This is a genomic window from Bradyrhizobium sp. CCGB20 (assembly GCF_024199855.1).
In the GTDB taxonomy this organism is placed as follows: domain Bacteria; phylum Pseudomonadota; class Alphaproteobacteria; order Rhizobiales; family Xanthobacteraceae; genus Bradyrhizobium.
Window position 1 is genome coordinate 2,568,956 of record NZ_JANADN010000001.1, and the last position, 17,930, is coordinate 2,586,885.

Consider the following 17,930-nt stretch of genomic DNA (forward strand, 5'->3'; position numbering starts at 1 on the left):
CGGGCCCTTCCATTATGGGCTTCATGTCGTTTGTCTTTCATTCGATGTTTCGGCGTCATAGTGGTGGTCTCCTTGGTGGTGTGCTGGTCGAAAAGGTGCTGCGGGTGCCGGCGCTGCGAACGCCGAATATCATGTAGGTATCGTGCCCCGCGGCGCTACTCGCGCGCGGTGTGCGGACCTTCCCCCTCGGCATGGGGTGATGTTTGGGAATCGATCTTGAAACCCTTTGCAATTCAATGCAGCGAGTGATTCCCAAACTTTTCAAGATTTGCCGTTTTTTATAGAGTTTCCTCGCTTCCCTAGGGAGCGCCAGCAATCTCAGGCACTTAGGTGGCCTTAAGCCGAACTCGTTGAATAATGGTTGAATAAGTCGCTGGTGAACAGCGGCGGACGCCTGCGAAATTTTCTCCCGATATTGGCAGACCAGCCTCGGCCCGATGCCCCACTGTGGCTGGCGGACTCGCGAAAAATTTCCTCGTCGCCTTTGGTATCCGGAAACATTCAAACCGCCGCTGTCGTGCGCTGTCGTACGCAAGTGCCTTCGGATGTTCGCATTGACGTTGCTCATCGCACAATCAACTCTTGCCCTGTTGACCTTTGTGCGAATTGGAGGGCCACGTGAGCTACAAGCGACGAGAGAAAACTGGCGAACGACAGTCACACGCCAGTCTATCCGCTCGGGAAACCGCAGAGCAGTACACGATGCCATTTGCACAACGGATCGCCTGCACGATTGACGAAGCTCGCGAAGCGACCGGCCTGGGACGCACGAAGCTCTACGAGTTGATAGGCGATGGGCGTATCGTCACGACAACGATTGGACAATCGCCGGATTGAGTGCCTTGGCGGTAGCGACAATCTCCTGCTTGTCGGCGTCCGTCATGGCGGCACCGAGATAGAGCTCGGTGATCTCTTCGGGATGGAAAGGCTGCGTCCGGTAATCCTCTTCCCCTTCGCCGAGCGGAATAGCGAGCCGGTACTCGTTTTCGAATCTATAAGCGTTGGTCTTGGTGTAGATGATCCCTTCGAGGACTGTGCGCGCCCGTTCGGTTTGATTGCCGAATAGGGACTCCGCCGCGAAATCGGCCACCTTAGCGAAGATCGGTGGGCGCTTCTCTTGATAGGTCACGGGCGCGAATTTCAGGTACTTCGAAGCCTTCTCGACGCTTGGCGTGATGCGCAGGGCGATACCTTGGTGTTCTTTGGCATAATCCTTCCACATGCGTTCGGAGGCCTTGTCGGTTGTGACACAAAACACGCGATAGTTCTGCATGAACGCATTCGTCTCGTTCACAAACGCTTCAGACCGCGTCTTCCTACACCTATTCAGCGACGTTTCTTCATCGCGTCTTCCAACCCCTGACGAAGAGACTCCGCGGTATAGGGTTTCACGATGAGTATCGCGCCCACTTGAGCGGCTTCGGTTTGCACTGCGCTGTCACCTGTCGCGAGAACCAAGCGTAGATTGAGCCGGCGCGCTTGGACCTCCCTTGCGAGCTGCAGACCTGAAACCCCGGGCAGACCGACATCCGTGAGTAGAATGTCAACAGGGTGCTCATCCAGGAGCTTCAGGGCCTCTTGAGCCGTTCTGGCTTCTCTCACTTGGCATCCGATATCGCTCAGCATCTCCGTCGTCGTAAGGCGGATGAGGTCGTCATCTTCGACCAGCAACACGGTTGCGTTCTTGAAAGTCTTTTCATTGTCCAAGTGCCGCGATCCCAGAGCCGCGCGCCTTTGAGCTTGATTGGCCAACACGTGTCTGATTTTCCGAGCGAGCGCCTCGCGCGTATAAGGTTTGGCCAGAAGCTCTACCCCGGGATCAAGCCGCCCGCCGTGCACGATGGCGTTCTGGGTATAGCCGGATGTGAAAAGTACAGCGACATTAGGCAATCGTTCCTTGGCTTTTCGCGCAAAGTCCGGGCTCCGTAGGCTGCCAGGCATCATTACGTCGGTGAAGATCAGATCTATCGGGATGCCGCTATCGACCACAACGAGTGCACTCGCCGCATCTCGCGCCTTGACGACGCGGTAGCCGAGTTCGGTCAGCATAGAGACCGCGACTTCGCGAACCTCATCGTCATCCTCTACCACGAGAACGGTTTCCTCCCCACCTTGCACCTCGCCTGACGCAGGCCCGACCAGAGTATCTTCGCTTGCTACCGATCGCGGGAAGTACAGTTTCACCGTGGTCCCGGCACCTACCTCGCTGTAGATTTTGACGTGTCCGCCAGACTGCTTGAGAAAACCGTAAACCATGGCGAGGCCCAGGCCCGTGCCCTTGTCCTCGGCCTTGGTGGTGAAGAATGGCTCATAAACCCGTTCCAGAATGTCAGGCGGAATGCCGGTGCCCGTATCAGTCACAGCGATCATCACGTATTGTCCCGCAGACAATTCGTCATGCTGCCTGACGTATTCGTCGTCCAAGAAGGCATTGCTTGCTTCGATCGTCAGTCGGCCTTCGCCATTCATCGCGTCGCGGGCGTTGATCGCGAGGTTCAAGACGGCATTCTCAAATTGATCCGGGTCAACTAGGCTATTCCATAGCCCGCCCGCGACTACCGTCTCGACTTCGATCTCCCCGCCGAGGGCGCGACGGAGCATCTCGTCCATGTTTTTGATCAGGCGCCCGGCGTTCACCACTCTTGGCTCCAGCGGCTGCCGCCTTGCGAAGGCAAGCAATTGAGCAGCAAGTTTCGAACCGCGGGCAACACCTGCGAGGGCGCTTTGGACCCTCATCTCAGCCCGGACGTTGCCGGCGATGTCTTTGCTCAGTAGCTGCAGATTTCCACTGATCACCTGCAACAAGTTGTTGAAGTCGTGCGCAACGCCACCGGTGAGTTGCCCGATCGCCTCAAGCTTCTGCGAACGGATCATGGTCGCCTGCGCCGTCTGGAGTGCGGCTTCCGCTTCGCGGCGTTCGGTGATATCCCGCGTCACCTTGGCGAAGCCGAGAAGCTTGCCAGCATCGTCCCGGATCGCGTCGATCACCACGTGTGCCCAGAACGTAGTGCCGTCCTTTCGGACCCGTTGACCTTCGTGCTCCCAGCGTCCATCTCGGGTCGCGGTCTCAAGGCCAATCGCGGGAAGCCCGGAGACACGGTCGGCTTCCGTGTAGAAATTAGAGAAATGTCGGCCGATGATCTCTTCGGGGGCATAGCCTTTGATACGCTGCGCGCCGGCGTTCCAGCTTGCCACGTGGCCACCGGCATCCAGCATGTAGATAGCGTAGTCGGTCACGCTTTGAACGAGCAAGCGGAACTGTTCTTCGCTTTCGCGCAGTTTCCTTTCCGCCGCCCTTCGCTCGGTCAAATCGCGGGTGATTTTAGCGAAGCCGACTAGGTGCCCTTCGGGCGAGCGGATCGCGTCGATGACTACATGGGCCCAGAACTGCGTGCCGTCCTTGCGGACACGCCAACCTTCGCGCTCGAAGCGGCCTGTACGCTCGGCCTCTGCCAGCGCTTGCGCAGGGACATCCTGCGACCTCTCGGCATCGGTGTAAAAGGTCGAGAAATGACGACCTATTATCTCATCCGCCTCATAGCCCTTGAAGCGCCTCGCACCTGGATTCCAGCTGGTTACGCGACCTTCGCGATCCAACATGTAGATCGCGTAGTCGGTGATCGCTTCGACGAGCAGCCGATAACGGCCGTCGCTCGTCTGTGCGGCTTCGAAGCGGTTGGAGACTTCCATACAAATCCTATCCCAGCCCCAGTGTGGGTTGGGACACCATTTCGATGAAACGCGGCTCCATCAGTCTTAGTTCCAATGAAAGGCGGCACGGCTCGTATTAAGGATGACGGAGGCCGCCCCCAAAGTCACATTGCAAGCGTAGCCATAAGCCCAGAGGACGGTGTGCGAAGTGCGCCCGCCGAGCCGGCTTTCCAGCTTGAATGCCATTTCGGCCCGCGCAGACTGGGAAAGTTGCCGCCTTGCAAGCTTGCTGTCCGATCGGTCGGCTTAGCCGGGCGGCTAGTTTAGGAGCGCCTCAAAATGAGACTTAAGTTCGTTTTGCAAGTATGGTTTGGACAAGAACCGCGTTCCCGAAGGCATCTGGTCGCTGGGAGGCGTGACTGACCCGAAGTCACAAGGAGCAGAATCGGTGGCCATCGGTCTCTGACGACCGCGATGAGCCTTAGCCCGTTCATCGAGCCCGGCATCTGAATATCAGTGAACAGAATGTCGATGTCGTTCCGCCGCTCGAGCAGCTCTATCGCCTCGTCGGCGTCAGCGGCTTCGATCGCCTCAAAACCCAGCTCCCTCACCATATCGGCTGCGCCAGAACGGAGGAGGAAATCATCCTCGACAATCAAGACGACGGGCATGCTACTCACAATGCGTTTTTAGTTTTCGATCAATCAGCCTTAACAGTCAGCCACTTGATAGGTTCCGGCGAACATTGTTCCGATTGAACCGTTATAACGGGTCGAGGAGCTGAGAGGGCGTTTGCTATGAACACTGGCCTGCGAGCGGATGTTGATGAGGTCCAGCACATCCACGCAGTTCCCAAAATAATTGACTCGGTTGGCCGTATCACCGGGATGCGTTTTGTCGCAATTGCGAGGGTGAGGACCGGCAATTGGGTCTGCTGTGCGGTGCGGGACCTCACCGATTTTGGTTTGCCACTAGGCGGCGAGCTTCGCATTGAGAAGACGACAGGCCGCAAGACCAGCGAACACAGCGAGGTCGTCGTTATCAATGATGTTCAGACCGACGGTGTTTATTGTAATCACCCGTCTCCTGAGCAATACGGCTTTCGGAGCTATATTGCGGCGCCCATCAAGCTAGTTGATGGCGCGGTCTGGGGCATGCTCTGCGCTCTCGATCCCGAGCCTCGCGATCTGGACCGACCTGAAGTGATCAGCACGTTCGAACTGTTTGCTGAGTTGATAGCTGCTCAGCTAAGCATGAACGCGCGCTTTGAGCAGAGCCAATCTGATCTGTCGATCCACGAGTCCAGTCTGCGCAAGAGCGAGCACGATCGCATGTCGGCCGAAGAGAGCCTTAGGCTTAGCCAGGCCGATCTGGTGGATGAGAGGAGAACGGCTGAGTTGCGCGAACAGTTCATCGGAGTGCTGGGCCATGATCTGCGCAATCCGCTGGCCTCGATCGACGCTGGTCTGCGCATCCTCCTGAGGGATATCAATGATGGTCGATCTCAGGCCGTTATCGCTGAAATGCAGAAGTCGGTCCTGCGGATGGCCGGGCTCGTCGATAACATCATGGATTTTGCCCGCGGGCGGTTGGGCGGCGGCTTGACGATCAAGCCCGACGCTCAACAGTCGCTAACCCCGGTTCTGGAGGGAGTGGTGAACGAAGTCAGGTTGGCGTGGCCTGACAGAAAAATCGAGACAGTCATCGAAATCAAAGAACCCGTCCGTTGCGATCGAAGTAAACTCGGTCAGCTCTTCTCCAACCTGTTGGGCAACGCCATCACCTATGGTGACCCGGAGAGAGCGGTCATGGTGACAGCTTGGACCAACGAGGCCGAGTTTACACTCTCCGTGACGAACTACGGTACGCCGATATCTGACAAAGCAATGACGTATCTGTTTCAGCCCTACACGCGCGGCGACAGGCCCAGTCAGAACGGTCTGGGTCTGGGCTTGTATATTTCGTCGGAAATCGCGCGTGCCCACGGTGGTAAGCTGGACGCAGTGTCAACACCGAACGAAACGATTTTCACTTTCAAGATGCCGTTGTAGCACTGGCTGAGCGACGTGGGTCTTGTGTGGCAGACACCCGGTTGGGATGCGCTGCGTCTTTCTGTCCCGCGAAGTCAATTTCGGATTTGCTCGCGAAACGCGTGGTTTCCCGGTGACTGCGCCTGGGGTACTCCACAACAATCACCGAAGGTGGTTATCGTTCTGCGATGCCAACGAGCAATCCTTTACATTTTCGATGAATCAAGTTCGGTTCCGTAATCTGTCGCTGGTTCGAAGAACAATGACCAGAAGCACCGTTCGCTTTTTCTTGAAGTTTGTGAATTGCTGATGTATGATCTGACGTATCGATACTGGCCGAACAACTGTTCCGCTTTCGCCTCAGTTCCTGACGGCGCGCACGTTTCAGACATTCTCCAACATCGACTAACCGCGCACGGACCGCGAGTCCGTGCGCCAACTCCTGCGCGTATACGAAAGAAAGACGTGATGAACACAGGTACAGTGAAGTGGTTTAACAGCCAAAAGGGCTTTGGCTTTATCCAGCCGGCGAACGGTAGCAACGACGTTTTCGTTCATATCAGCGCGGTCGAACGCGCCGGGATGAGCACCCTGAATGAAGGTCAGACGCTGTCGTACGACGTCGTCGCAGACCGTCGTACGGGCAAGTCTGCTGCCGAAAATCTTCGTGCCGCTTAGTTAAGAACACCAGACCTGTCGCTCTAGCCACGGATGTACTGGCAGAGCTTTTGGTCCTGCCCCGCTCCCGGGTTATCGGGGCGGGGTTTTTCATTCAAGCAGGCAGAGAGATCGAAAAGCGGGCGCCCCTACGGCTTCCTTTGACTGTGGCTTGTGTCCGGTGACTACGTCACCATGTTCACCAGCCGCATCGGGAACGTGATTCCTCATTGTTAAGCAGGAGATCAATTGAGCATCGTTAAACGTCATCTAGCCGAGCAAGAAGAACGCTTAGTCCTGATCGAGGAAATCTGTATCGATACAGGCGCGCTTGTCTTGGATACTGCGACAGACGAAGTCTACTTCTCCGCGGACGAAGCGGCACACAAGAACGCATACGTCACGGTATTCCAAGCCTGGGCAAAGGGCACGATCAAGGGCAGCGCGGAACAGATATTCGAGGCGACAAAATCCATTCTCGAAGACTAAGTAAGACCGCCGATAGACCCGTAAACGCCGAGAAAGCAAATATGCCATACGCCTATAAGCTAAATGAAGAGGTTCGCCACCACGCTCAAGGTCCCCAAGGACGCGCCGCAACTGAACTGCCAAGGATCTACACGATCGTACAGTGCATGCCGATCGAGTCCGATGGACGCGTAAAATATCGCATCAAGTGCACGTCCGAGAACATTGAACGCGTGGTTACGGAAGATCAGCTTTCTTATCGCCACTGATCTCCGCATCCCGAAGGGCTCGTCAGGCAGTGCCCGGAGCAGCAGGGAGGGAAAAAATGTCAGACCGGCGCGAGCTATACCGGAGCCTAAACGGGGACGCATGGTTCATCGCACGCGAGCCCACAAACGTGACGGGAAGGAACCCGAACAACAAGCGTTGTTGCGATTGATCGGAACGCTGGTCGAGGTCCCGCCGTTTGCGTACGGTCGACTCAGGCCGCCGACATGCTACGAAAGATCTACGATCCTTCAGCCACTCCAGAAGCACCGGACGCACCGCTCAAGGGGTTCATCGAGTCACTTCGCGTAACCCTGTGATCGGAGCCAAGCGATCCGACGCTCTCCATTCATCCATTCGTCAATTTCGGCTTTGCTCGTGAAGCCCGTAATCTCTCGCGCTTCTGTGCCCGGGTACTCGGCGATGATAGCCCAGTCGCCTTCTGACTTACGAACTGGTTTGAAGTTCACTTTTATTTTTGCCATGCCGAACTATGTAGGAAGGCGGCCGAAAAGGGAACCCCATTTTGCCATGTTCGGCCCAGAGTAAGCACCAGACACCGCCCGCCTACCAGATGATGCCTTATGAGCTCCTCAGCAACGCACTCGACAGAATGATCAACTCGAGAAGAAGGCCAACGGTCAAACGGCAGACAAGCGCTGATCACCGCCCGATCTCGTTGCTCAAGCTTTTTCGGGTACCTAGAACGATGTCAGGTTAGCCACAGGCGAGGTCTGCAATGGTCAATGGCTGCCACGGCTGACCGCATGAACGTGGTCCGGTCACCAGTCGAAAGCGGACAGATTCGTGCTCTTTGCTGACCTCAGCGACAGACTAGAAGCGGTCGGTCCCTTTTCGCGCGATCAGTCTGCGTCCTGCCACCTGCGCAGATCCGTCTGGTTATGATAGGCCATGCGGTCCGGCGTGGTGATGAACTCTATCATCGTGCCCCAGGGCATGCGGCAGTAGCAGACCTTGTTTCCAGGACCTTTCTCGGTTGCGTAGGGAATAGCGCGCGGCGCGGTAAGGGGTGTGCCTCCCGCCTTCTCGAAGCGCTCGACCGATGCATCGATGTCGTCCGTGTAGAGAGCGAAGTGCGTGATGCCGAAGTCGCTCGCCCGAATCGGCTTGGCTTGCTCGGCACCGTGCATTTCGAAGAGCTCGATATCGGGTCCGGTCCCGATCTTGACCATCGCCTGCGCACGCACGACCGTTCCGGGAAAAGCGCCGACGGCCCGCTCGAATTCGGGTCCTTGCCGTGGCGGATCCTGCGGTCCGAAGGACTGGTAGATCACTTGGCCGCCGAAAGCTTCCACCAGGAACGACTTTGCTGCTTCGATGTCGGGCACCGTGATGCCGATATGATTGACGCCGCGAATGACGGGTTTAGTCATGACAGTCTCCTTTGCTAGATTCGATCCATCGCGATCGCCGCGGGCGCAATGCGCCCGCAGCCTCGCGATCCGCCCGGTCGACGACGGCGCGGGCGCCGAGCTTCAATTGGCCTTGAGGAACTCGATCAGGGCGGCTGCGACTTCATCCGGCCGCTCGTCCGCGACATAGTGGCTGCACCGCGCGATCGAGCCGCCCCTCACATTGGTGGCGAACTCCCTGAGCATCGGCACCATCTGCGCACCGAACCGCTGGTCCCCGCCCAGGCCAAGCACCGGTATCGCGAGCGGTTGCTTCTTGTACGCGAGCGCAGTCGCATGATCGGCGGCGAGGGTGCGGTACCATTCCATGCCGCCACGCGTGCGGCCAGGAAGCGCCATCGCCTTGGCGTAGATCTCGATGTCCGCCGGATTGAAGGTGCTGTGATCGTAGAACCGCTCTGCCATGAAGGTCGAAACATAGTCATATTCACGGCCATGAATCAGGCGCTCTGGTAGATCCCGGTTCGTATGGAAGCCGAAGTGCCAGAGCCTTGCGGTCGTCGCCTCCCATCCGGTCCAGCCGGGAAGCGGAACGTCGAGCACAGCCAGGTGGGTAACAACTTCCCGATAGATGGCGGCCTGCGGCAAGGCGACCATTCCGCCGATGTCGTGTCCGCACACGGCGTAGCGTTCATGCCCAAGGGCAATCATCACCTCATGCGCGTCGCGCGCCATCGTCGCCTTGTCATAGCCGTCGAGCGGGCAGTCGGAAAAGCCAGCGCCGCGCAGATCCATGGCCACCACGCTGAAATACTCGGCCAGCAACGGCATCACGTGGTGCCATTCCCACCATGTTTCCGGCCAGCCGTGAAGCAGAAGGATCGGCGGGCCCGAGCCTCCTGTGACGGCGTTGATCTTGATGCCATTCACCGGCACCAGCTGCTGGGTAAACCCCTTCAAAGCTGAGATCATGATCGCTTTCCAGTCAGATGTTGTTCAAACGGAGCTCGTGGCATGTTCACGGCTGCTCGAAATCGGTGGCGATCGCGATGTCGCGCCAGGCGTCGAGATCGCTGCGGAAGGCAGCCAGCTTCCGCTCAGCGATCGCGTGCGCGATCGGGCCGAGCGGCAGATGAAGCGGGGCGTCATCGGCGTCGACTGCCTGCAGGATCACCGCGATCGCCTTGTCGGGATCGCCCGCCTGATTGCCGTTGTTGGTTTCGCGATAGTGCCTGCGGGAGCTCGCGGCGTATTCCGGCATCTCGTTCGCCGCCACCGTGATCGAGCGGCCAAGGAAATCGGTGCGAAACGGCCCAGGTTCGACGATCAGCACGCGAATGCCGAACGGCTCCAGCTCGCCGGCGAGCGCTTCGGAAATCCCCTCCACGGCGAACTTGGCGGCGTTGTAATAACCTCCGCCGGCGCTGCCCGCGATGCCGGCGCCGGACGACATGTTGACGATCGTTCCGCCCGAACGTCGCAGGACGGGCAGGGCGGCTCTGGTGGTTTCGATCAGACCGAAGACATTCACCTCGAACATCGCCCGATATTCCTCGGGCGTGCCTTCCTCGATCGCGCCGAACAGCCCGTAGCCGGCATTGTTCACGAGCACGTCAAACCCGCCAAAGGTCTCGACCGCCTTTGCGACCGCTGCCTTGGCTGCCGTCGCATCGGTCACGTCGAACGGCCAAGTGATCATGCGGCCACCGAAAGGCGCGGCCATTTCCTCGACCATCTTGACATCGCGGGCCGTCGCGATGACCCGATCGCCCCGCTGTGCTGCAGCGAGCGCGAGCCGCTGGCCGAAGCCGCTTGAGCAGCCTGTGATGAGCCAGGTTTTCATGACTTCTTCTCCAAGTTGTTTTCAAACGACGCCACGCTAGCCGCCGCGTACCGTCATATCGGCCATGATCGACCAGTCCTTCTCCCCGAGGCCCGCCGAGACAGCTTGGCTGAGCCCCTCGCGAACAGCTTCAAGCATCGGGAGCGTGCGTCCGATCTCGTTGCTGGCCTCAGTCGCCAGGCGCATGTCCTTGAGAGCGAGCCTGGCTTTGAAACCCGGCTCGAAAGATCGTTCCTTGATCTGCGTGCTGTAGCTCTCATAGGCGCGGCCCGAGAACAGGGTGCCCAAGATGAGTTCAAAGAAATCCGCGCGGCCGAGGCCGACGCTCTCGGTCAGCACGACAGCCTCAGCCATCGCCTCGATGGCCATGGCGATCATCATGTTGCAACCGAGCTTTGCCGCATTCGCCCGCGCGGGGTTCTCCCCCAACTTCCAGACCTTTTTGCTTGAGCGGAGCGAGCAGCGGCTCAATCGCGGCAATTGCATCGGCTTTCCCGGCTGCGAGGATGTTGAGCTGGCCACTCGCCGCTACGTTCGGTCGACCGAGGACCGGCGCGGACACATAGCCAAGGCCCGCCTCTTCGTGCAGGAGCTCCAGTTCCCGCGCGAATGCGACCGAGATCGTCGATGCGACGACATGGGTCAGTCCTGGGCGCGCGCTTGCGAGCAAGCCGGCATCGAGGATTACGTCACGAATGGCAGAGTCGTCGGACAGCATCGTAAAGACAGCGTCAGCCTGGAATGCATCCGCGGCGAGTTCGACGAGCCTCACCCTGGGGACGCTATTCTGGGCGACCTTGCTTCGGTTCCAGGCCCGGACATCATGGCCTGCCTTCACGAGGTTCAGGGCCATTGCCGAGCCCATGCTGCCGAGACCGATAAATCCGATCTGCATGTTCTATCTCCTGTCGATGAGGGCTGTGCGCGGGATCGGACGCAGGCAGCCGGGCGATGGCAGGAACCTAGGTGCTTAGATTTGTTCTTTGAGTGACATAACTGTACTTTCGGTGTTCAGTTTTGTGCGGGTGTCGCGATGGAATGGAGTGACGTCAGAATCTTTCTTGCTGTTGCGCGATCGGGCACGCTCGGCGGCGCCGCGCGTTCTCTTCAGACAAGCCATCCAACCGTAGGCAGGCGCCTTCGCGCACTAGAGCAGGCGATCGGTCACACGCTCTTCCAGCGCACAGCGGACGGGCTTGTTCTGACCGACGAAGGCCACGGGATCATCGCACTGGCGGAGCAAATGGAAGAAGGCGCGCTGGCCATGGAGCGCCGGCTTGCAGGGCAGGAGCAAAATCTCAAAGGCAGTCTGCGCATTACGTCAGCGGACTGGTTCGGGGCCTATGTCCTGCCTCCAATTCTGGCGGATTTCTCGAAAGCCTACCCCAATGTCGATGTCGAAATCCTGACCGGCACGCGCCGAGTCAACCTTTCCCAACGGGAGGCCGACGTCGCTTTTCGTATCGTTCCCTTCGATACTGCCGATGTCGTTCAGCGGCGGCTCTTCAGGCTCGAATACGGCGTCTACATCGCCGAGGAGGCGGCCGATCCCAAATATGGCGATGGGACCGGTTTTCGGCTGATCACCCATGACACATCCACAGGCAATTTCCCCGACATCGTGTGGCTCATCGAGAGTTTCCCCAACGCGAAACCGGTCCTGCGATCGAACAACCGCAACGTTCAGGGGCGCATGTGCAGGCAAGGCGTCGGCATCGCCGTTCTGCCCCGCGTGGTCGGCAATCAGATCCCGGGTATCCGCAGGCTGGAACTACCGACGCCGCCGCCAGCGCGGGACATTTGGATGGGATACCACCGGGACCTGCGGCGTCTTGAGCGTCTTCGCGCGTTCATCTCGACTGTATCGGACCATCTCGTGAATGCGACCGCATGATTCGACAATCTTCGCATGCTGCGTAACGTATCAATTCCATCGTGCTGGAACGACCAACCCGGCAGTTCGGCGTCCTGCCGGAATGGACGATAGGCCCGCGCCGGATGTCGAAGCCGATCAGTCGGGAAGATCAAAGTGCCTGGCATGAAGCGCATGGCAAAGCATAAAGAAATTGCCGAGTTCGCCATTTCCATGGCTTCGCTCGAACTCACTCGTCTGATGGGCGCATCGCCGATAGCGGACGGCGAGCTTGAAGCAGGGTAGTAGCTTCACTAATCGCAGCACGTGGTTTCGGACAGAGCGCGTATGTATTTACCGTAGCCCGGGCCGCCGCGGCCGTGCCGAAATCACACCTGGGCCATGTCGGAACCAAGCGGTGCCGGTCGTCTTGATTCTAGCCGATCGTCCATCCGGAGTACCGCGTTCATGGCCCCCCGCGCCAACTGGAAAGGTTTCCTTCGCCTCTCGCTCGTCACCTGCCCGGTGGCGCTTTCCCTGCAACGTCCGAGTCCGAGAAGATCTCCTTCAACCAGCTGAACCGGGCGACGGGCCACCGCATCAAGTACCTCAAGGTCGACCCCGATACCGGTGACGAGGTCCCGAACGAGGACATCGTGAAGGGCTATAAGGTCGACACCGACACGTTTATCGAGGTTACCAAGGAAGATCTTGAGAACGTCGCTTTGGAATCCACCCGGACCATCGAGATCGACGAATTCGTCGACCGCAGCGGCATCGATCCGCGCTACCTGATCCGCCCCTACTATCTGCGCCCGGACGGCAAGGTCGGCCATGATGCCTTCGCCGTGATTCGAGAGACCATCCGTGAGATGGACAAGGTGGCCATCGGCCGCGTCGTGCTGACGAACCGCGAGCACATCATCGCGCTCGAAGCGCGCGACAAGGGCCTAATCGGAACGTTGTTGCGGTATCCTTACGAGGTGCGGGATCCCGCCGAGTATTTCGACGACATCCAGGACGTCAAAGTCACGAAGGACATGCTCGACCTGGCCAAACACATCGTGAATCAGAAGGCCGGCAACTTCGAGCCGGACAAATTCGAGGACCACTACGAGACGGCCTTGATCGACCTCATCAACCAGAAGCGGGCCGGCAAGGTCATCCGTCCCAAAGCCGACCGCGGACGACGAAGTACCGTCCATCCGGGGTCACCGGGTAACGTGGTCGATCTGATGGAGGCGCTGCGCAAGAGCGTCGGTCCGACGCCTTCTTCGCTGCGGTCTCCTTGACCGCTTTCTTGCCGGCGATCGGCATCAGCATCTCCTTCTGGCCGGCGGACGCCTTCTTCGCCTTCCTGGGCGACTTCTTCGGCGTCGTTGCTATCGGCGAGGAGATCGAGGTCGAGACGGTCGTCGGCGGTGGGCGACGCTTTTTGCTAGATTTCAGGAGTCTCTGCTCACGCGGTAGACCGACCGGCATGCAATAGGGCGACCTCCGGGACGCGAAGAGCTAACCGGAGATCGATCGTGCGATCTGTAGCGCCCGAGGTTCAGGCGCAACTGGGTTGGACGGGTCTATCAACCGTCGGAGGTCTCAAGGGCCCCTCCAGCAGTCGCCGGACTCGCGGAGATCGGAGAGGATCATCGCCAAGCATCGACGACGGTTGGCGAGAAGGAGCCTGCGAGAGCTTGGCCATCCACCGACGCTCGATGCGGTTCAATACGTCTCTCGGCAATGCAATGTTATCCATCGCGACCTCCTCCTCAAGCGGCGAGAAGTCTTGATGTCGAACAGAGACGGTTGGGCTTGCCTCCGGGTGGATTGCGTGGGCCGCCGTCAAGTTCGCACAATGCTTCGAGTATCTCGTCGATGGTGACCGGCGCTTTAAGTCTCGCTGGTGCCCGCAAGGAGGGACAGGAAGCGATTGCCGACGCGTCGGACGCCCAAGACGCCAGAATGGCGCGTTTCTCGGAGACCGAAAGCGAAAGGTCTGCCAGTACGTCCCTCGGGTGGTCAAACACGGTGCCGGGATGCAGAAGCGCGTTAAAGTCGATGACGTTGTCGTCGGAAGCGGTCGTCGGCCGCATGGTATCCTCCATTCTAAGACGAAATCAGCTGCCGCGCGTCGCCCGGACGCGCGGCATTCCTCTGGTGGATGAGTTAGGCCACCTTGGCCTCGATCTGGTGGACGTTGCCGGAAGACGTTGCGCCGGCGATGGAAATTCGGCGCGGCTTCATGGCTTCCGGGATCTCGCGAACGAGTTCGATAGTCAGCAAGCCGTTGTCGAACGCGGCGCCTTTCACCTGGACATATTCTGCGAGGTTGAACTGCCGCTTGAAACCGCGGCTCGAGATACCGCGATAGAGGAAATCACGCTCAGTCTTGTCGGATTTGCTGCCTTCGACCGTCACCACGTTCTGCTCGGCGGTGATGACGATGTCGTCGGGCGAGAAACCCGCCACCGCGAGCGAGATCTGATAGCGATCATCCGCCAGCCGTTCGATGTTGTAAGGCGGGTAATTGTCCTCGCTGGCCCGCTGAGCGGTTTCTGCGAGGTCGAAAAGGCGGTCGAAACCAACGGTCGAGCGCCAGAGGGGGGCGAAATCGTAGGTGCGCATAGCCAAATCCTCCTAAGAGCAAGATGTCTACGAGCGGCACCGGACACAACCGGTGCCCGTCTCTTGGCCGGGCCCGTCAGGCGCCCGGACGCCATCGTCAGATGGCGACAAAAAAATTAGCAAAGCCGATTTTGGTTTCAAGAGGGGGCTGAAAAAATTTTGCCACAGATCGCCGCGCCATTACAGGTCCTCGCGCAGCCCCTTGAAGAACGGATGCCTCACCTTTCCCTCAGCTGATTTGGCGCGGTACTCGATCTCTGCCAGCAGCTTCGGTTCGACCCAGATGCCTTTGCGCAACCCGCTTTGCATAGGGCTGTGTCTTCCGGACCAGGGGCTCGAGGCGCCGCCGCAACTCGGCGGCTGACGTTTTGTCGAAGCCGTGGTCGACCTTGCCGGCATAAACCAGATCCTCGCCCTTGCGCCTACCGAGATATATGCCGTCCCATTTGCCCTCATCGAGGGCGAAGCGGCGATGGTGAGCGTCTCGCGCTGGGAGCATGTTTTCTTGACCCAATTATTGCTGCGGCCGACCGGGTAGACGCTGTCCCGCACCTTGGAGACGACGCCTTCCAGCCCGACTTTGCAGGCATGGGCGAACATCTCGCCTCCGTCGATCTCAAAACTCTCGCTGAACTGGACGTCGCTGCCAGTAACGACCTTCTTCAGTGCGGCCTTGCGCTCGAATAGCGGCACCTTCCGGATGTCCCTGCCGTTGAGATAAAGCAGGTCGAAGGCGACGAGTATGATCTTAGTCGAGGTTCCCTTTAGCTCGTTCTGCAAGACGGAGAAATCGGTGCTGCCATCGGCGGCCGGCACCACGATCTCGCCGTCGATGATGGCCGAGCTCGCCTTGATGTGCCAGGCGTCGTTGGCAACCTTCTTGAAGCGTTTGGTCCAGTCGTGCCCGCGGCGGGTGAATACGGTGACGGCTTCGTTGGCGAGATGCACCTGAACGCGATACCCGTCGAACTTGATCTCGTGGATCCAGCGCTCGCCGGATGGCACGCGGTCGATGGAGGCTGCCAGGGCCGGCTCGATGAAACCGGGAAGGGGCGCCTTGATGCCAAGCGCTTCGGGCTTCATTCGTTGAAAAGCCATGGGCTATGCCAGGCGCAAGCTGAACTGCCGCGAGTCCTCCGCGGCGTAGCGGTTGACAAATTCCTGGAGATGCGAAGGAACATCGGCCCGCTGAAGATTGAAGCGGCGTTGGATCTCGCCTGCTATGTCCTCAGACACATCCTCGCACCAGCGTTCGGCCGTGTTAAAAGCGACCACCTTGATGGGCCGTCTGTACTCGCCGGCCATGAGGTCCTGAATGACCGTCTCTAGGTCGGCCGTCTCCATGTCCGTTTCCCGCCAGGCGCTGCCGGCCCGTCCAAAATCGTCGGCGACCAGATAAACGGTCGGCTCATCGGCGGGGACAATAGACGGGGTCCAACGAGGCGGACGCATACGCAACTCCACTCAAGAACCGGGATTCAATTTGATCCGCGCCGATTCGTTCCCCGGGTTGGAACTGCTAGTTGCGCCAGGATTTTATGAGGAGAGGCAGCTAGCGGAGGAACCATGGCAGTCAATAAACCGACCGGCGACAACGCGCGCAAGGGCGCGGTGAAGAAACGCTCGCAGACCAAAACGACAATTGGCGGCGCTACCGGCTATACAAAGCGCGACAGAACGTCGGGCGAGTTTATGGCTGTGAAGAAGCCGAAAACGGCGAAGAAAGCTGCCAAAAAATTCAAAGGCGTGCGGGTCGAGAGAGCTAAGAAAACCGCCACGCGGAAGCGCTAGGTTTGGTGGCTTAGGTTTGATCGCTGATTGGATGTCGAACGCGCAACTGAGGCGGTTTTACTCGTCGATCTCGCGGAGCTTATCTTCCAGTTCCCGAATTAGCGCCTGGATACGCTCATAGGTCTCCGGGTCGTGAGCAATGCGTCGGACTATTTGCCGATAGCGTAGTATCCGCATTTCCAGTTCAACGCGTTCGTTCTTGGACTGCACGGCACCACTTTCAACACCCTTCTTTAAGTCTACCGAGACACCCGTTTAGTTTCGATTTAGGCCACCGCAAAAATCAAACTAGACCACTGAGCTCGGAAACAGGCCAGCGCCTTTTTCTCCGCCTACGAGCCGCAGTAGCGCTTGCGCTCGTGGTAACAGGTCGAAAAAACGGCCCCAGCACAACTAGATGCCGGAGCCGTTGGAAGCCTTGGCGGTTAAGGGGGCGCCAAGGTCTACTAAGGTCTAGGAAGATTCGGCAATTAGGTCTGTATGCCTTCCGATATAGGCGCCATCAGTCGCGCCTTCTGAGTTCACGGTCGAAGATCGTCAAGTTGCAACTTGGCTTAATGCTCCGATGGCCCGCCGCCACGAGCCTTCCGCGCCATGGCCATCCACTCTTCCGCAAGCTCTAACCAAGCCTGTTTGTCGACTTGGTTCGTGGCCCTCGCGGCTTCATCCAAGCAATTCTGCGCTTGTTGCACGTACCTCGCAAAATCAGCTTCCTTCATCGCGATCAATGCGTGCGCAGACAGAATGTGCCTATTGAGGTCCGCAGGCTGCTTTCCTCTTGAGTAGGTCGGCGAGGTCCATCTCGAACATCTGCTGGGTCTGCTCGAACAGTTTTAGAAGATCGATTGAAGCTGGCGTCCCGTCCTGGTCAACAAGCACTCGTTGGCGCTCTATGATGAGCCTGCCACGATCAACGTGGCGCTGCGCCAAAGCGATTCTTTTATCCAGCGTCATTGCCAGTTCCTACCCGGAACCAGCGTGCGACCAGAAGTCAAAAACGGCCAGTTACAAATTCAAACCGCTGCGATCGGAAGCAGACAATGCTGGCTATTTCGGTGGCTGCAGTCCGGGCGACCGGAGCCATTCGCTCACATGCGAGCCGGTCTCGCACTGGCGGGCCTTCCTCAGAAGGCGCTCCCGCTCAATACCTGGGGAGGCGTTTCTTGCCTCCTCACGCAAGCGCATGGCCTCTGCCGCTAGCCGTGTTTCCAATGTTTCGATTTGTTTGAAACGACGCCGACGCGGGGTCATGGCGCGCTCCTTTCCATGAGAGGAAGGCGGGAGCGCGTGATGGCGTTCTCATCACCGATAAATGCCACGGACCGTGCGGTGATGGACTAACCGTACAATATCGGCACCGCGCGACGACAACTTAG

At 58.7% G+C, this 17,930-nt stretch carries 18 protein-coding genes and 2 pseudogenes; 7 read left to right on the forward strand and 13 right to left on the reverse strand.

Annotated features, from left to right (window positions below):
- Positions 1-805: 805 nt before the first annotated feature.
- From NLM15_RS11915 to NLM15_RS11925, 3 genes are all read right to left on the reverse strand, one after another.
- Positions 806-1,273, reverse strand: a complete 468-nt coding sequence (locus NLM15_RS11915) for a DUF2971 domain-containing protein (RefSeq protein ID WP_254117138.1) — start codon at positions 1,271-1,273, stop codon at positions 806-808.
- Positions 1,274-1,326: 53 nt separating this feature from the next.
- Positions 1,327-3,690 (reverse strand): PAS domain S-box protein, encoded by a 2,364-nt coding sequence (locus NLM15_RS11920; RefSeq protein WP_254117139.1) that lies wholly within the window; start codon positions 3,688-3,690, stop codon positions 1,327-1,329.
- A 284-nt stretch (positions 3,691-3,974) separates the two neighbouring features.
- Entirely contained in the window at positions 3,975-4,322 is a 348-nt protein-coding gene (locus NLM15_RS11925) for a response regulator (RefSeq protein WP_309143593.1), read from the reverse strand.
- 126 nt (positions 4,323-4,448) lie between these two features.
- Between NLM15_RS11925 and NLM15_RS11930 the strand changes: the two genes are divergently transcribed.
- The 3 genes from NLM15_RS11930 to NLM15_RS11940 all read left to right on the forward strand — a co-directional run bounded on the left by NLM15_RS11930 (position 4,449) and on the right by NLM15_RS11940 (position 6,827).
- Positions 4,449-5,702, forward strand: coding sequence for a GAF domain-containing sensor histidine kinase (locus NLM15_RS11930; protein WP_254117140.1), 1,254 nt, complete (start codon positions 4,449-4,451; stop codon positions 5,700-5,702).
- 447 nt (positions 5,703-6,149) lie between these two features.
- The gene (locus NLM15_RS11935; RefSeq protein WP_254117141.1) at positions 6,150-6,359 is read left to right on the forward strand and encodes a cold-shock protein; all 210 of its coding nucleotides are present in this window, start codon (positions 6,150-6,152) and stop codon (positions 6,357-6,359) included.
- A gap of 228 nt (positions 6,360-6,587) precedes the next feature.
- A complete protein-coding gene (locus NLM15_RS11940) occupies positions 6,588-6,827 on the forward strand; it encodes a hypothetical protein (RefSeq protein ID WP_254117142.1) in 240 nt (79 codons plus the stop codon).
- Between the two features lie 1,109 nt (positions 6,828-7,936).
- Here NLM15_RS11940 and NLM15_RS11945 read toward each other — a convergent pair.
- The 5 genes from NLM15_RS11945 to NLM15_RS11965 all read right to left on the reverse strand — a co-directional run bounded on the left by NLM15_RS11945 (position 7,937) and on the right by NLM15_RS11965 (position 11,184).
- On the reverse strand, positions 7,937-8,467 hold the full coding sequence (locus NLM15_RS11945; RefSeq protein ID WP_254117143.1) for a VOC family protein: 531 nt from the start codon (positions 8,465-8,467) through the stop codon (positions 7,937-7,939).
- A 102-nt stretch (positions 8,468-8,569) separates the two neighbouring features.
- On the reverse strand, positions 8,570-9,418 hold the full coding sequence (locus NLM15_RS11950; RefSeq protein WP_254117144.1) for an alpha/beta fold hydrolase: 849 nt from the start codon (positions 9,416-9,418) through the stop codon (positions 8,570-8,572).
- A 46-nt stretch (positions 9,419-9,464) separates the two neighbouring features.
- Entirely contained in the window at positions 9,465-10,289 is an 825-nt protein-coding gene (locus NLM15_RS11955) for an oxidoreductase (RefSeq protein ID WP_254117145.1), read from the reverse strand.
- Positions 10,290-10,325: 36 nt separating this feature from the next.
- Entirely contained in the window at positions 10,326-10,658 is a 333-nt protein-coding gene (locus NLM15_RS11960; protein ID WP_254117146.1) for an NAD-binding protein, read from the reverse strand.
- A complete protein-coding gene (locus NLM15_RS11965; RefSeq protein ID WP_254117147.1) occupies positions 10,636-11,184 on the reverse strand; it encodes an NAD(P)-dependent oxidoreductase in 549 nt (182 codons plus the stop codon). Before NLM15_RS11965 ends, NLM15_RS11960 begins: the two co-directional genes overlap by 23 nt.
- Before the next feature lie 138 nt (positions 11,185-11,322).
- On the opposite strand from NLM15_RS11965, the gene NLM15_RS11970 reads away from it, so the two are divergent.
- The 3 genes and pseudogenes from NLM15_RS11970 to NLM15_RS11985 all read left to right on the forward strand — a co-directional run bounded on the left by NLM15_RS11970 (position 11,323) and on the right by NLM15_RS11985 (position 13,630).
- Complete coding sequence (locus NLM15_RS11970; RefSeq protein WP_254117148.1) at positions 11,323-12,183, forward strand: LysR family transcriptional regulator; 861 nt, start codon at positions 11,323-11,325, stop codon at positions 12,181-12,183.
- Positions 12,184-12,609: 426 nt separating this feature from the next.
- Positions 12,610-13,403: pseudogene (locus NLM15_RS11975) on the forward strand (Ku protein); the annotation flags it as partial.
- Between the two features lie 38 nt (positions 13,404-13,441).
- Positions 13,442-13,630, forward strand: coding sequence for a hypothetical protein (locus NLM15_RS11985; RefSeq protein ID WP_254124750.1), 189 nt, complete (start codon positions 13,442-13,444; stop codon positions 13,628-13,630).
- A gap of 277 nt (positions 13,631-13,907) precedes the next feature.
- Here the strand turns inward: NLM15_RS11985 and NLM15_RS11990 are convergent, their stop codons facing one another.
- The 4 genes and pseudogenes from NLM15_RS11990 to NLM15_RS12005 form a co-directional block, all read right to left on the reverse strand.
- Positions 13,908-14,231, reverse strand: a complete 324-nt coding sequence (locus NLM15_RS11990) for a hypothetical protein (protein WP_254117149.1) — start codon at positions 14,229-14,231, stop codon at positions 13,908-13,910.
- Between the two features lie 73 nt (positions 14,232-14,304).
- Entirely contained in the window at positions 14,305-14,763 is a 459-nt protein-coding gene (locus NLM15_RS11995) for an Hsp20 family protein (protein ID WP_254117150.1), read from the reverse strand.
- Between the two features lie 180 nt (positions 14,764-14,943).
- A pseudogene (gene ligD, locus NLM15_RS44020) lies at positions 14,944-15,861 on the reverse strand (non-homologous end-joining DNA ligase).
- A 3-nt stretch (positions 15,862-15,864) separates the two neighbouring features.
- Entirely contained in the window at positions 15,865-16,215 is a 351-nt protein-coding gene (locus tag NLM15_RS12005; protein WP_254117151.1) for a hypothetical protein, read from the reverse strand.
- Positions 16,216-16,329: 114 nt separating this feature from the next.
- On the opposite strand from NLM15_RS12005, the gene NLM15_RS12010 reads away from it, so the two are divergent.
- Positions 16,330-16,554, forward strand: a complete 225-nt coding sequence (locus NLM15_RS12010) for a hypothetical protein (protein ID WP_254117152.1) — start codon at positions 16,330-16,332, stop codon at positions 16,552-16,554.
- A gap of 750 nt (positions 16,555-17,304) precedes the next feature.
- Here the strand turns inward: NLM15_RS12010 and NLM15_RS12015 are convergent.
- Positions 17,305-17,508 (reverse strand): hypothetical protein, encoded by a 204-nt coding sequence (locus tag NLM15_RS12015; RefSeq protein WP_254117153.1) that lies wholly within the window; start codon positions 17,506-17,508, stop codon positions 17,305-17,307.
- Between the last annotated feature and the right edge of the window lie 422 nt (positions 17,509-17,930).